This is a genomic window from Roseococcus sp. GW821-FHT12F05 (assembly GCF_058806835.1).
Genome location: NZ_JBXAQB010000008.1, coordinates 14,822 through 29,274, shown reverse-complemented (window position 1 = coordinate 29,274; position 14,453 = coordinate 14,822). Strand labels below are relative to the sequence as shown.

The 14,453-nt window shown below is 69.8% G+C and carries 13 protein-coding genes; 12 read left to right on the top strand and 1 reads right to left on the bottom strand.

Annotation, left to right across the window (positions count from 1 at the left end; genetic code table 11):
* Nucleotides 1-37: 37 nt before the first annotated feature.
* From AC1ROY_RS19485 to AC1ROY_RS19440, 10 genes are all read left to right on the top strand, one after another.
* Nucleotides 38-1,402: an NAD(P)/FAD-dependent oxidoreductase gene (locus AC1ROY_RS19485; protein ID WP_493150533.1), complete on the top strand. Its 1,365-nt coding sequence runs from the start codon at nucleotides 38-40 to the stop codon at nucleotides 1,400-1,402.
* Nucleotides 1,399-2,223: a transporter substrate-binding domain-containing protein gene (locus tag AC1ROY_RS19480; protein WP_493150532.1), complete on the top strand. Its 825-nt coding sequence runs from the start codon at nucleotides 1,399-1,401 to the stop codon at nucleotides 2,221-2,223. Before AC1ROY_RS19485 ends, AC1ROY_RS19480 begins: the two co-directional genes overlap by 4 nt.
* A 13-nt stretch (nucleotides 2,224-2,236) precedes the next feature.
* Complete coding sequence (locus AC1ROY_RS19475; protein WP_493150531.1) at nucleotides 2,237-2,899, top strand: amino acid ABC transporter permease; 663 nt, start codon at nucleotides 2,237-2,239, stop codon at nucleotides 2,897-2,899.
* Complete coding sequence (locus AC1ROY_RS19470) at nucleotides 2,896-3,597, top strand: amino acid ABC transporter permease (RefSeq protein WP_493150530.1); 702 nt, start codon at nucleotides 2,896-2,898, stop codon at nucleotides 3,595-3,597. Before AC1ROY_RS19475 ends, AC1ROY_RS19470 begins: the two co-directional genes overlap by 4 nt.
* A gap of 51 nt (nucleotides 3,598-3,648) precedes the next feature.
* Complete coding sequence (gene argH, locus AC1ROY_RS19465) at nucleotides 3,649-5,151, top strand: argininosuccinate lyase (RefSeq protein ID WP_493150529.1); 1,503 nt, start codon at nucleotides 3,649-3,651, stop codon at nucleotides 5,149-5,151.
* A 90-nt stretch (nucleotides 5,152-5,241) separates the two neighbouring features.
* Complete coding sequence (locus AC1ROY_RS19460; RefSeq protein ID WP_493150528.1) at nucleotides 5,242-5,712, top strand: tripartite tricarboxylate transporter TctB family protein; 471 nt, start codon at nucleotides 5,242-5,244, stop codon at nucleotides 5,710-5,712.
* On the top strand, nucleotides 5,713-7,224 hold the full coding sequence (locus AC1ROY_RS19455; RefSeq protein ID WP_493150527.1) for a tripartite tricarboxylate transporter permease: 1,512 nt from the start codon (nucleotides 5,713-5,715) through the stop codon (nucleotides 7,222-7,224).
* A gap of 176 nt (nucleotides 7,225-7,400) precedes the next feature.
* Entirely contained in the window at nucleotides 7,401-8,378 is a 978-nt protein-coding gene (locus tag AC1ROY_RS19450) for a Bug family tripartite tricarboxylate transporter substrate binding protein (protein ID WP_493150526.1), read from the top strand.
* Nucleotides 8,379-8,416: 38 nt separating this feature from the next.
* Nucleotides 8,417-8,902: a CYTH domain-containing protein gene (locus tag AC1ROY_RS19445; protein ID WP_493150525.1), complete on the top strand. Its 486-nt coding sequence runs from the start codon at nucleotides 8,417-8,419 to the stop codon at nucleotides 8,900-8,902.
* A gap of 97 nt (nucleotides 8,903-8,999) precedes the next feature.
* On the top strand, nucleotides 9,000-11,330 hold the full coding sequence (locus AC1ROY_RS19440) for an Orn/Lys/Arg family decarboxylase (RefSeq protein WP_493150524.1): 2,331 nt from the start codon (nucleotides 9,000-9,002) through the stop codon (nucleotides 11,328-11,330).
* Nucleotides 11,331-11,339: 9 nt separating this feature from the next.
* Here the strand turns inward: AC1ROY_RS19440 and AC1ROY_RS19435 are convergent, their stop codons facing one another.
* The gene (locus AC1ROY_RS19435) at nucleotides 11,340-12,323 is read right to left on the bottom strand and encodes a Bug family tripartite tricarboxylate transporter substrate binding protein (protein ID WP_493150523.1); all 984 of its coding nucleotides are present in this window, start codon (nucleotides 12,321-12,323) and stop codon (nucleotides 11,340-11,342) included.
* A gap of 138 nt (nucleotides 12,324-12,461) precedes the next feature.
* On the opposite strand from AC1ROY_RS19435, the gene solA reads away from it, so the two are divergent.
* Together solA and AC1ROY_RS19425 are read left to right on the top strand one after the other, a co-directional pair.
* The gene (gene solA, locus AC1ROY_RS19430; RefSeq protein WP_493150522.1) at nucleotides 12,462-13,649 is read left to right on the top strand and encodes an N-methyl-L-tryptophan oxidase; all 1,188 of its coding nucleotides are present in this window, start codon (nucleotides 12,462-12,464) and stop codon (nucleotides 13,647-13,649) included.
* Nucleotides 13,650-13,666: 17 nt separating this feature from the next.
* Nucleotides 13,667-14,449, top strand: coding sequence for an HpcH/HpaI aldolase family protein (locus AC1ROY_RS19425; protein ID WP_493150521.1), 783 nt, complete (start codon nucleotides 13,667-13,669; stop codon nucleotides 14,447-14,449).
* Nucleotides 14,450-14,453: the final 4 nt, after the last annotated feature.

Here is a 14,453-nt window from a genome sequence, read left to right as displayed (position 1 = left end):
CGGAACATCGCGAAGCGCTCGTTCTGGAGATAGCCGCATGGCCAGCCCGGCCTTTCACCCCGATTTCAAGGACGAGCCCTATTGGTGGGACGCGGCCCCGCCCGAGGAGGCGCGCGACCCGCTCCCTGAAAGCGCGGACCTCGTCATCATCGGCAGCGGCTATGCCGGGCTCTCGGCCGCGCTGGAGGCTGCGCGCGGCGGCGCCGATACGGTGGTGCTGGACGGCGGGCCGCTGGGCGGCGGCGCCTCCTCGCGCTCCGGCGGCATGATCAGCTCCGGCCAGAAGCTGGTGCTGTCGCAGGCGCTGTCGGGCCTGCCGGTGGCCAAGCAGGTCGCGGCACTGGAGGACAGCCAGGCCACCTTCGAGTTCCTGAAGGACCTGGTGACGCGGGAGAAGCTCGACGCCGACATGCAGCTCTGCGGCCGCTTCTTCGGCGCCTTCACGCCGGCGCACCTGGCCACGCTGCACAAGAACGCGAAGACGCTGCATGAGCGGACCGGCGTGAGGATCCGCATCCTCTCGCGCGAGGAGCAGCAGTCCGAGGTCGGCTCCAACTACTTCCATGGCGGCTTCGTCGTGGAGGATTACGGCGGCGTGCATCCGGCCAAGCTCGCCAAGGCCCTGCGCGGCGCGGCGCGCGGTGCCGGCGCGAAGCTATTCAGCCATGCGCGCGTGCTCGGCACGGAGAAGGACGGCGCCGGCCACGTCGTGAAGACCGAGCGCGGCCATATCCGCGCGAAGCACGTGCTCTACGCCACCAACGGCTACACCGACGGTGCCGACCCCTGGCTGCGCAAGCGTATCATCCCCGTCCGCAGCTACCAGATCGCGACCGAGCCGCTGCCGCCGGAGCTCATGAAGAAGCTCATTCCCAACGGCCGCATGGTGACGGACAGCCGCAAGGAGCTGACCTACCTGCGTCCCTCGCCGGACGGCACGCGCATCCTGCTGGGCTGCCGCTCGCGCGCCCTGCCGGCGGAGCCGATCGACCGCGCGCTGAGCATGCGCGACCGCATGCTGCGCATTTTTCCCGAACTTGCACCCTACCGGCTCACCCATGTCTGGGGCGGTTATGTCGGCATGACGGCGGATCGCATCGCCCATGTCGGCGAGCGCGACGGCGTGCATCACGCGATCGGCTGCAACGGCAACGGCGTGGCGCTGATGACCTTTCTCGGCTGGCATGCCGCGCAGCTCATCCTCGGCCGCACCAACCGCCGCGCCTTCTTCGCCGACATCCCCTTCCCGGCCGTGCCCGAGCCGGCGGGGCGGAGCTGGTTCGTGCCCCTGGCCAGCGCCGCCTATCACCTGCGAGACTTCGCCGCGAACCCTTCCGAAGTCGTCGCCGAGCGCATGGGCAAGCCCGGCATCCCCGTCACCACCAAGGAGACCTCACGATGAAGAAGCTTTTCGCGACTTTCACCGCCTGCGCCGGCCTTTGGATGGGTGCCGCCCAGGCGCAGCAGATGCCGCCGCTGCCGGCTGCCATACAGTCGCAGGGCACGCTGCGCGCGGGCGTGCGCTGCGACCAGCCGCCCTACGGCTTCCGCAGCCCCGATGGCGGCTATGCCGGCGTCGAGGTGGAGATGGCGCGGCAGATGGCCGTCTATGCCTTCGGCAGCCGCGACAAGGTCGAGCTGCAGTGCGTGACGGCGGAGAACCGCATCCCGCAGCTCAATGCCCGCCGCGTGGACTTCCTCATCGCCACCCTCGGCGTCACGCCCGAGCGCCAGCGCGTCATCGACTTCTCCGAGCCCTATCGCTGGGGCGGCTCCGACCTGCTGGTCCGCCGCGACAGCCCGATCCGCGTGCTGGACGACGCGCGCAGCCGCAACGTGATCATGCTGCGCGGCACGACCCAGGCGCTGTGGTTCGACGCGAATTGGCCGGGCATGAACACGCTGCGCCTCAACACCATCTCGGACGGGCTGCAGGCGCTGCTCCAGGGCCGCGGCGACGCCCTGGCCGGTGACGCCGCGACGCTGATCGTCATCGCCGCGCGCGACCAGAACCTGCGCATGGTGGGCGAGATCTACGCGCTCTCCGACGCCGCCATCGGCCTGCGCAAGAACGAGCCGGAGTGGATGGCCTGGGTCAACGCCGCCGTGGCCCGCATGAAGGCGGAAGACCTCTACCGCGGGTGGATCGAGGCCGTGGTGGCCCCGGATATCCGCCAGTACTACATCGACGCCCACTACGCGCCGCGGGCCCCCTCGCGCTGAGGACGGGGCGCTGATGGAGTTCGACCTCGACTATCTGCGGCAGCAGCTCCCGCTGCTGCGCGCCGGCCTCGTCGTGACGGTCCAGGTGAGCGCCATCGCGGTCGTGCTCTCCATCCTCATCGGCATGGTCGGCGCCGCCGTCCGGGTGCTGAACGTGCCGGTGCTGCGGCAGATCTTCGTGGGCTATGTCGAGGTCATCCGGAACACCCCGCTGCTGGTGCAGATCTTCTTCGTCTTCTTCGGCCTGCCGACGATCGGCCTGGTGCTGCCGATCTTCTGGTGCGGCGTGCTGTCGCTCACCCTCTGGGCCGGTGCATTCCAGACGGAGAACCTGCGCGGCGGGCTTTCCGCCGTGCATCGCGGGCTGGGCGAGGCGGCCCGGGCGCTGGGCCTCTCGCGCTTCCAGTATCTGCGGCTGGTCGGGCTGCCGCTGGCCGTGCGCATCAGCCTGCCCTCCATCCTCAACACCTGCGTCTCGCTGGTGAAGAACAGCGCCTATGTGTCGGCGATCGGGCTGCAGGACCTCTCCGCCGTCGCCTTCGAGCGCATCGCCAACGACTTCCGGGCCTTCGAGATGCTCTCCGTGCTGCTGGTCGGCTATCTCGCCCTCGTGCTCTCGCTCAGCGCCTCGGTGCGCGTGCTGGAGCACCGGCTGCAGGCGCCGTTCCGCCGATGATGGACACGCTCGACCTCCTCAAGGCCAACGCGCCCCTGCTGCTGATCGGGCTACGCTCGACGCTCTATCTGGCGGCGGTGACGCTGGTCGCCTCCACCGCGATCGGCGTGCTGCTCGGCACGCTGGCCACGCTGAAGCCCCGGTGGATTCGCACGCTCTCGGCCCTCTATGTCGAGGTCTTCCGCGACATCCCGCTGATCGTCACCATCTTCGCGATCTTCTTCGGCGCGCCCGCCCTCGGCATCCCCCTGGAGCCCTTCCCGGCCGTGGCGCTCGGCCTCTCGCTCTGGGGCGGGGCCAACGGCGCGGAGATCGTGCGCGGCGGCCTCCAGTCCATCCCGCACGGCCAGCGCGAGGCCGCCACCGCCCTCGGCCTGCGCCTGTGGAAAATCTACCTGCTGATCCTCTGGCCGCAGGCGCTGCGGGCCATGCTGCCGGCCTTCACCGGGCTGCTGGCGCTCATCATCCAGTCCACCTCGCTCGGCGCGCTGGTCGGCGTCACCGAGTTCCTGAAGGCCGGCGGCCTCATCATCGAGACCAGCACGGTGATGCGCGGCGTGAACCCCGCCTTCGGCGTCTACGCCTTCGTGCTGCTCGTCTACTTCGCCATCTGCTCCGTGCTCACCTGGCTCTCGCGCCGGCTGGAGCGGCGGCTGGGCGCGCATGCGGTGCGCGCGCCCGACGCCGCTGGCGTCTGAGGAAACCTGGCGCGGCGCAGGCCTGAACCAACAAACCACTCGAGGAACACCATGTCGGTCGCATCCAAGGTCAGCCGCCGGCTGTCCGAAACCATCGCCCCGGAGGTGCTGGAGCATATCTACCGTCCGCGCCTGGCGGGCGAGATGCTCATCACCTTTCCCTGGTTCGGCGCGCTGAACGCCGCGCATTTCGTCATGCTGGCCAAGCAGGGGATCCTCACGCCGGAACAGGCCAAGGCGATCGCCGGCGGGTTGCTGCGCATCGCCGAGGAGGGCGTCGAGGCCATCACGCCCGACCCTGCCCTGGAGGATTCTTACTTCAACATCGAGGCGCGGCTGGTCGAGCTGATCGGCGCCGATGCGGGCGGCCGCCTGCACATCGCCCGCAGCCGCAACGACCTCTCCGCCGCGCTGGACCGGCTGCGCGCGCGGGAGATCCTGCTGGACCTGCTGGACGCCTCGGCGAAGCTGCGCCGCACGCTCATCACGCGCGGCGAGGAGTTCTCCGAAGTCGTGATGCCCGGCTACACGCATCTCCAGCCCGCGCAGCCCATCACCTTCGGCTTCTACCTGACCGGCCTCGCCTCCGCGCTGGAGCGCGACGCGGAGCGCCTGCTGGACCTGTGGAGGCGCCTCAACCTCTCGCCCATGGGCGCGGCCGCGCTGGCCACCACGACCTTCCCGATCGACCGCGCGATGGTGGCGGAGCTGCTGGGCTTCGACGGCGTGCTGGAGCACGGGCTCGACGCCGTGGCGAGCCGCGACTTCTCCGTCGAGCTGATCGCCGGCGCCGCGCAGATGAGCCTCACCCTCAGCCGCTTCGCCGAGGACATGCATGTCTTCGTGACGCATGAATTCTCGTCGGTGGAATTCCCGGATTCCGTCTGCGGCACCTCCTCCATCATGCCGCAGAAGAAGAACCCGGTGGTGCTGGAGCACCTGAAGGCCAAGGCCGCGCATGTGGTGGCGGGCTTCTCCTCCGCCGGCGCCATCATCCGCGGCAGCCACTTCACCAACACGATCGACGGCAACCGCGAGGCCCAGGCGCTGATCTGGCCGGGGCTGGCCGAGGCGCAGCGTGCCCTTGCGCTCGCCGGCATCGCCGCCGCGACGGTGCAGCCGAAGCGCGAGCTGCTGCTGGAGCGCGCGCGCGCCAACTTCTCGACGGCGACCGACCTCGCCGACGCGCTGGTGCGCTTCGCGAACATGGACTTCCGCACGGCGCACCACGTCGCCGGCGCCGTCGTCCGCAAGCTGATGGATGCCGGGCTGCGGGCGCATGAGGCGGATCTCGCCTTCGTCGAATCGGCCTCGCTGCAGGTCGCGCGCCGGCCCTCGGGCCTGACCGCGGCGCAGGTCGCCGAGGCGCTCGATCCCGTGCGCTCCGTCGCCGCGCGCACCATCCCCGGCGGCACCGCGCCATCGGAGGTCCGGCGCATGGCCGCCCGGATGGCGCTGCGGCTCGAGGGCGACGAGGCGCTGGTCGCCTCCTGGCATCGGCAGATCGCCGAGGCGGAAGCGCGGCGGACGGAGGCGCTGCGCAGCTTCGCTTAAATGGCGTAAGCGTCCCAGATTACGAATTTGGGACTGGCGCTCCATATCGCCTCGCCTAAACTCGCGGCAAAAGCCGAGGGAGAAGACGGGGTGCAATTATCCGACCGGATAACCGGCGGCGCGCTGGTGGTGTTGGGCGCCGCGGCCGCATGGGGTGGATCCAGGCTGCCGGCCGTGCCGGGCCAGGATGTGGGCCCGGCCGCCTTTCCCATGCTCATCGGCTTCGGCCTCATCGCCTGCGGCGTGCTGATCGTGCTCGGCATCGGCCGCAGCTTCGAGGTCGAGGAGGCGCCGGAGGAGAACTCCGGCAGCATCATGGCCCGCTTCGGCCTGCGCGTGCTGACGCCGCCGGCGCTGCTGCTCTTCTACATGCTGGCCGTCGACCGGCTGGGCTTCCTGCTGACCGGCGCGGTCATGGTCTTCCTCGGCGCGCTGGCGCTGCGGGCGAGCCTGAAGCTGGCCATTCCACTGGCGATCATCGCGCCCCTCTTCGTGCACCTGGCCTTCTACAAGCTGCTGCGCGTGCCCCTGCCCGACGGCCTGCTGGGAGCGCCCTGGTAGATGATGGATTCAGTCCTCGAAGGCTTCCGGCTCGTCGCCGCGCCGGACGTGCTCATCGCGATCTTCGCTTCCGCCATCTATGGGCTGGTCGTGGGATCGCTGCCCGGGCTGTCCGCCACCATGGCGACGGCGCTGCTGGTGCCCGTCACCTTCTGGCTCTCGCCCATCGCGGCGATCGCCACGATCATCACCGCCTCGGCGATGGCGATTTTTTCGGGCGATATCCCGGGTGCCCTGCTGCGCATCCCCGGCACGCCGGCGAGCGCCGCCTATACCGACGAGGCCTATGCCTGCACGCGGAAGGGCCAGCCCGAGCTGGCGCTCGGCGCCGGGCTCTGGTTCTCCGCCATCGGCGGCATCGTGGGCACGCTCTCGCTCATGCTGCTGGCGCCCGCATTGGCGGAGGTCGCGCTTTCCTTCTCCACCTATGAGTATTTCTGGCTCGCTTTGCTGGGCCTGATGTGCGCGACGCTGGTCGCGCGCTCCTCGCCGATCAAGGCCATCGCCTCGATGCTGCTCGGCCTGCTCATCTCCTGCATCGGGATGGAGAATCCGGCGGGTACGCCGCGCTTCACCTTCGGCGTCGCGGACCTGCTCGGCGGCATCGAGCCCATCCCCGCGCTGGTCGGCGTCTTCGCCGTGAGCGAAGTGATGCGCGCCATGGGCACATCCGAGCCGCCCAAGCTGCCCTACCGGAAGTTCGGCTCCATCCTGGCGAACCAGTGGCAGCTCACCAAGAAGTACCAGTGGCCGATGTGGCGCGGGAACTTCGTCGGCATCATCATCGGCGTGCTGCCGGGCGCCGGCGCCGACATGGCCGCCTGGGTCAGCTACGCCATGTCGAAGAAGTTCTCCAAGACGCCGGAGCTCTTCGGCACGGGCCACCCTGAGGGGCTGGTGGAGGCGGGCGCCTCCAACAACGCCTCGCTGGCCTCGGGCTGGGTGCCGAGCCTGCTCTTCGGCATCCCGGGCGACACCATCACCGCCATCGCCATCGGCGTGCTCTACATGAAGGGGCTGAACCCGGGCCCGACGCTCTTCACCGAGCGCGCGGGCAGCATGTACGCGCTCTACATCATCTTCATCCTGGCCAATATCATCATGATCCCGCTGGGCATCGTGATGATCCGCCTCGCCTCGCGCGTGCTGCGGGCACCGCGCGCCTCGGTGATGCCGGTGATCCTGCTGCTCTGCGCGGTGGGCTCCTTCGCCACGGGAAACAACCTCTTCTCCGTGCTGCTGGTCGGCGCCTTCGGCTGTCTCGGCTACGTGATGGAGAAGAACGGCTATCCGGTGGCGGCGCTCGTGCTCGGCATCGTGATGGGCAGCATGGTGGAGCAGAGCTTCATCACGAGCCTCATCAAATCCGACGGCGATATCCTGCCCTTCTTCGAGCGTCCGGTGTCCTCGGTCCTGGCCGCGCTGACGCTGGGCGCGCTGTTCTGGCCGGTGGTCGCCTGGATCTGGACGCGTGTCTCGCCGCAGCGGCGCGCGCGCGCCGCTGCGGGTTGAAGGGGCTTTGCCCGCTCATTCGTCAAGTGAAAGGGTCCAGGGCCAAAAGCCCTGGCGGGGTTGGCAGCGAAGCGGAGACACGGCTGAGCCCCTCGTTCCCACAAAAAACTGGACTGCGATCCGCCAAAATGGATCACAGTTCACCGTCCAATAAGACTCGCAGGGAGAAATCATCCATGAACGACACGTCCCGCCGCACGCTGCTCGGCGCCTCGACGGCGCTGCTCGCCGCGCCCGCCTTCGGCCAGGCCCGCTGGCCCGTACGCCCGGTGCAGATGCTCTGCCCCTGGGCCGCCGGCGGCGGCACCGACGCCGTGGTGCGCATCATCGCCACCCTGCTCGAGAAGGAGCTCGGCCAGCCCTTCAACGTGGTGAACCGTACCGGCGGCTCGGGCGTGGTGGGCCATGCCGCCATCGCGAGCGCCAATCCCGACGGCTACACGCTCGGCATGATCACCTCCGAGATCTGCATGCTGCACTGGCAGGGGCTGACGGAGGTGACCTATCGCAACTTCACGCCGCTCGGCCTGATGAACAACGACCCGCCGGGCATCCAGGTGGCGAGCAACTCGCGCTACCAGGACGTCCGCGCGCTCGCCGAGGCGGTGAAGGCGGCGCGGCCGGGCCAGATGAAGGCGAGCGGCACCGGGCAGGGCGGCATCTGGCACCTCGCGCTGGCGGGCTGGCTGATGGCGATCGGCATGCCGGCGGCGCATGTGCGCTGGGTGCCGTCCAACGGCGCGGCGCCGGCCATGCAGGATCTGGTCGCCGGCGGGCTCGATTTCACCACCAACTCGGTGGTCGAGGCGCGCGCCATGCTGGATGCCAACCGTGCGCGGAGCCTGGCGGTGATGTCCAACGAGCGCCTCGGCGCCTTCCCGAACATCCCGACGCTGAAGGAGGCCATGGGGATCGAGTACTCGACGGGCGCCTGGCGCGGCATCGTGGGGCCGACCGGCCTTCCCGCCGAGGTGCGGACGGTGATGAACGCGACGCTCGATCGCGTGTTCAAGTCCGAGGAGTATATCGGCTTCATGAACAACCGCGGCTTCGGCCTGACCTATGCCGATGCGGAGGGCTTCGCCCGCCACCTCGCGGCGGCGGACACCTCGCTGGGCGATGCGATGAAGGCGGCGGGCCTGGCCCGCACCTGAGGGTTACGCCCGGCGTTCGATCGCGGTAGAGGCCGGCCATGCCGGTCGAGATCGAACGCAAATTCCTGGTGACATCAGAGGGCTGGCGCGACGCCGCCCTCGGCCCGCCCCTGCCGATCCGGCAGGGCTATGTGGTGGACGGCGCCGGCGCGGGGATGACGGTGCGCGTGCGCCAATCCGGCGAGCGGGCCTGGATCACGCTGAAATCGCCGGGACTGCTGTCCCGCGCGGAGTTCGAATACCCGATCCCCGCCGCGGATGCGGAGGCGCTGCTGGCCGCGCATTGCGTCTCCCCGCCCATCGCCAAGCATCGGACGCGCGTGCGCCATGACGGGCTGGTCTGGGAGGTGGACGAGTTCGAGGGGCGCCTCGCCGGGCTGGTCCTGGCCGAGGTGGAGCTTGCTGCGGCCGGGCAGGTCGTCGCCCTGCCGCCCTGGATCGGCGCCGAGGTCACCCAGGATCCGCGCTTCCAGAACGCCGCGCTGGCCCGCGCCGAGTCCATTCCGGTGCCCCGCGCGACCTGACGGGTCGCCGCAGGTTTCATCGAAGCGTCACGCAGGGGCGGGTTGCCCCCGGGGAGCCTCCGGCTACCAGGGGCGTGCATGCCAGGGAGAGCATTGGATGGAATACGCCCGCCGCTTCAAGGTCCTGGTCTGCGCGCCGAACTTTGACGAGACGGATCTCGAGGGCGCCCGCCTGCGCGAGATCCTCACGGAGGTCGAGGGCATGGGCTATGCCGTCGTCCGCGCCCGCCGCGACGACGATGCGGAGCTGGTGATCCGCACCGACAGCGCCATCGGCACGGTGCTGGTCGACTGGGGCAAGAAGGGCCTGCAGGGCAAGGCGGCCACGCTGATCGCGCAGATCCGCAAGCGCGGGCTGGAGATGCCGATCATCCTGCTGGTGCGCCGCCGCCGGCTGGAGGACATCCCCGTCGACGTGCTGGACGACGTGGACGGCTTCGTCTTCCTCGCGGAGGAGACGCCGGACTTCATCGCCAAGAACCTCGTCTCCCGCCTGCGCCAATATGCGGAGACGCTGAAGACGCCCTTCTTCGGCGCGCTGGTCGACTATGCCGAGGCGGGCAACATGCTCTGGACCTGCCCGGGCCATAATGGCGGCATGTTCTACAGCCGCAGCCCGGTGGGCCGCATCTTCGTGGAGCATCTGGGCGAGGCCATCTTCCGCGACGACCTCGACAATTCCGTCCTCGACCTCGGCGACCTGCTGACCCATGAGGGGCCGGCGCTGAAGGCGCAGATGGAAGCCGCGAAGATCTTCGGGGCCGAGCGCACCTACTTCGTGCTGAACGGCACCTCCACCTCCAACAAGGTCGTGCTCCAGTCGATGCTGGCCGAGGACGACCTCGTGCTGTTCGACCGGAACAACCACAAGGCCGCGCATCACGGCGCGCTCTTCCTGGGCGAGGCGACGCCGATCTTCATCGAGACGGCGCGCAACCCGCATGGCCTCATCGGCCCCATGGACCTCGCGGCGCTGGACGAGGACCGGCTGCGCCAGGCCATCCGCGACAATCCGCTGGTGAAGGACCCCGAGGCCTGGAAGCGCCCGCGCCCCTTCCGCGCGGCGGTCGTCGAGCAATGCACCTATGACGGCACGATCTACTCGGCCGAGGAGGTGCTGAAGCGGCTCGGCCATCTCTGCGACTACATCCTCTTCGACGAGGCCTGGGCGGGCTTCATGAAGTTCCACCCGCTGTACCGCGGCCGCTTCGGCATGGGGCTGAAGCCGCTGGGCCCGGATTCGCCCGGCATCCTGGTGACGCAGAGCACGCACAAGCAGCTCGCGAGCTTCTCGCAGGCCTCGCAGATCCACGTGCGGGACAACCACATCAAGGGCCAGGAGCGCCGCGTCGAGCACCGGCGCTTCAACGAGATTTTTTTGCTCCATGCTTCCACGAGCCCGTTCTATCCGCTCTTCGCCTCGCTGGACGTGGGCGCGCAGATGATGAAGGGGCGCTCGGGCGAGGTGCTGTGGGACGACACCATCCGCCTCGGCATCGAGATGCGGAAGAAGCTCCGCCTCATGGCCCGGGAATTCGCGGAGCAGGAGGTCGACCCCGCGAACAAGTGGTTCTTCGAGCCCTTCGTGCCCAAGACGACGGAGGTGGAGGGCGAGACCCTGCGTTGGGAGGACGTGCCCACCGACCTGCTGGCCTCCGATCCGCGCCACTGGGAGCTGGCGCCCGGCGCGGATTGGCACGGCTTCGGCGACGTCCCCTCCGGCTGGGCGATGACGGACCCGAACAAGCTCACCGTGCTGACGCCGGGCTTCCGCGACGGCGCCTATGACGAGCACGGCGTGCCGGCGCCGATCGTGGCCGAGTACCTGCGGCAGAACCGCATCGTGCCCGAGAAGAACGACCTCAACAGCCTGCTCTTCCTACTGACGCCGGGCAGCGAGAGCAGCAAGGCCGGCACGCTGCTCTCCCATCTCGTCACCTTCAAGAAGCTGCACGACCGCAACGCGCCGCTGGAAGAGGTGATCCCGAACTTCGTCGCGCGCCGCCCGAAGCGCTACGTGGGCGTCCGGCTGCGCGACCTCTGCGCCGAGATGCAGTCCTTCTATCGCGGCGAGAACGTCAGCGCCCTCCAGGCCGCGCAGTTCCGCGCCGAGCATTTCCCGGAGATGGTGATGCCGCCGCACGCCGCGGTGCGCGAGATGGTGCGCAACAAGGTGGATTTCGTGCCGCTGGAGGAAGCGGATGGCCGCATCGCGGCGACGCTCTGGTTGGTCTATCCCCCGGGGATCGCGACAGTGATCCCCGGCGAGCGGCTGGGCCAGCGCTCGCGTCCGATGATCGCCTATCTCAAGGCCTTCGAGCGCGCGGCCAACCTCTTCCCCGGCTTCGACAACGAGATCCAGGGCGTCTATCGCCAGAAGCAGGAGGACGGCTCCGTCCGCTTCTTCACCTACGTCGTGCGCGAGTAGACGGCCCGCTCAATTCACGGTGATGCGGGCGACGCGCACCACCTCGGCCCATTTCTCGACGTCGCGGCGGAAGAATTCCTTGAACTCCGCCGCGCTCATCCGCATCGGCAGATGGACCAGGTCGCGCAGCTTCTGCTGCACCTCCGCATCGTCCAGCGCCGTCGCGACGGATCGCGACAGGACCTCCTCCGCCTCGGCCGGGATGCGCGCCGGCGCGAGCAGGCCGAACCAGGATTCCGCCGTGAAGTCCGGCACGCCGCTCTCGTCCAGCGTCGGCACGTCGGGCACGAAGGGCGAGCGGGCCTTGGACGCCACGGCGAGGATGCGGAGCTGTCCCGTCTGCAGGAAGGGCAGGGAGGCGCTGAGGCTGGTGAAGTAGACCCCCACGCGCCCCGCGACCATGTCGGTGATGGCGGGCGCGGTGCCGCGATAGGGCACGTGCTCCATCTCGATGCCCGTGCGCATCTTCAGCAGCTCGCTGGCCAGGTGCGGCCCGCTGCCGATGCCGGAGGAGGCGAAGCTCACGCGGCCGGGATTGGCGCGGCAATAGGCCAGGAACTCCGGAAAGCTGCGCGCCGGCAGGTTGGCCGAGGCCGTCAGGAAATAGGGCGTGATGGCCAGCGACGCGACCGCGCTGATGTCGCGCAGCGTGTCGTAGGGCAGGTTGGGATTCAGCGCCGCGCTGCCCGAGGTGCCGTTGGTGCCGATGAGCAGCGTGTGTCCGTCGGGCGCGGAGCGCACGACATAGGTCGTGCCGATCACGCTGTTGGCGCCGCTGCGGTTCTCGATCAGGAATTGCTGGCCGAGAAGCCCGCCGAGCTTGTTGGCGATCAGCCGCGCGATCGCATCGGTGGGACCGCCGGTCTCGAAGGGGACCACGACGCGCACGGGCTGGGTGGGGTAGGTCGCCGCGGCCGCGCCGCGCGGCCCGGCGAATGCGCCCGCTGCTGCCGCGCCGATCAGGATCCGACGACGATGGGCGGAGAATGGCATGGTTCCGATCCTTCTGTCCGGACGGCCCGAGGCGATGCGGGAAGGCTAGCGGGGCATCGGTGAAGGCGGAAGCCAGAATTTCACGAATATGAAGATGGCTCGATAAGGGGGCTTTGCCTGCCGCTCGGCGCCGCTAGCATGGTCGCGCGAACCGCGATCCTGGGGATGGGCATGGCGTATGACGTGATCGTGGTGGGGCTCGGCGGCATGGGCAGCGCCGCGGCCTGGCAGCTGGCAAGGCGAGGGCAGCGCGTCCTCGGTCTGGAGCGCTTCGACATCCCGCACGCGATGGGCTCCTCGCACGGCGTCACGCGGATCATCCGGCTGCCCTATTACGAGGACCCCGCCTATGTCCCGCTCCTGCGCCGCGCCTACGAGCTCTGGCGCGAGGCGGAGGAAGCGACCGGCGAGCGCCTGCTGATCCTGACCGGCTCGATCGATGCCGGCCCGGAGGATGGCGAGCTCTTCCAGGGCGCGCTCAACTCCGCCCGCCTGCACGATCTGGCGCACGAGGTGCTGACGGGCGACGAGGTCAACGCCCGCTTCCCCGGCTACCGGCTGCCCGCGGCCACGCGGGCGGTCTTCCAGCCCGAGGGCGGCTTCGTCATGAGCGAGCGCGCCATCGTCGCCCATTGCCGCGCGGCGCAGGAGGCGGGCGCCGAGCTCCGCGCCCGTGAGCGCGTGCTTGGCTGGGAGGCGCATCCGGGCGGCGAGGGCGTCGTCGTGACGACCGACAAGGGCCGCTACGAGGCCGCGCGCCTCGTGCTGACGGCCGGCGCCTGGATGGCCGATCTCGCGCCCCTGCTCGCCGGGCGCGCGGTGCCGGAGCGGCAGGTGCTGGCCTGGCTGCAGCCGACGCGGCCCGAGCTCTTCACGCCGGAACGCTTCCCCGTCTTCAACCTGGCCGTGGAGGAGGGGCGGTACTACGGCTTCCCCGTCTACGAGGTGCCCGGCTTCAAGTTCGGCCGTTACCACCACCGCGACGAGCATTGCGCTGCGGAAGAAATGCGGCGCGAGGTCGACGCCGAGGACGAGCGCCTGCTGCGCGATTTTTCCGCACGCTACTTTCCGGAGGGGAATGGCGCGACCCAGGCGCTGCGGGCCTGCATGTTCACCAACACGCCGGACGAACACTTCATCCTGGACCATCATCCCGAGCATCCGCAGGTCGTGCTGGCCTCGCCCTGCTCGGGCCATGGCTACAAGTTCTGCTCGGTGGTGGGCGAGATCCTGGCCGACCTCGCCACGGGCGACGGCACGCCGTCCCACGAGATCGGCTTCCTGCGGCTGGCCCGTCCCGGCCTGACGTCATCTTCACTGACATGAAATCGGAGGCCGCCCGCATGTTCCCCCCGCGCCCCGAGCCTGTCTCCCTGCGGCAGCGGCTGCGCGACGGCGAGAGCCTGATCGGCATCTTCTCCCGCCTCGTCGCGCCCGAGGCGATCGAGATGCTGGCGCGCTCCGCGCTGGACCTGATCGTGCTGGACGCCGAGCACGGCTCCTACGACCGGGCCTCGCTCTCCGCCTGCATCCAGGCCGCGCGGGCCTCCAACCTGCCGGTGCTGGTGCGGCCGGCCGACGCCTCGCGCCCCGCCATCCAGCACGCCATCGCCTCGGGCGCGGACGGGCTGCAGGTGGCGCACCTCTCCTCGGCAGAGGAGGCGGCGGAGCTCGTGCAATTCGCGCGCGGCCTGGCGGTCGAGCGCGCCTGGGGCGGCGGCGCCCGCGCCACCGGCCACCGCACCATCCCCTGGCCGGAGTTTCGCGACCGGATGGCGCGCGACCTCGTGGTGATCGCGCAGATCGACGAGCCGCCGGGCCTCGCGGCCGCCTCCGCCATTGCGCGCGTGCCGGGGCTGGACGCGGTCTTCGTCGGCCGCATCGGCCTGTCGCTCGCCATGGGCGCGCCGTCGCCGGCGGATCCCGGCGTGGCCCGGATCATCGAGGGCGCGTGCCAGGCCTGCCGCGAGGCCGGCGTCCCCATGGGGATGCAGCTCTCCGAGGCGGAGCAGGCGAAGGATTGGGCCGCTCAGGGCGTCCGGCTCTTCCTGATGGACAGCGACTACAGCCTGCTGCTGCGCGAGGCGAACCGCCGGACGGCGGAGTTCCGCGCCGCGCTGGGATAGAAGC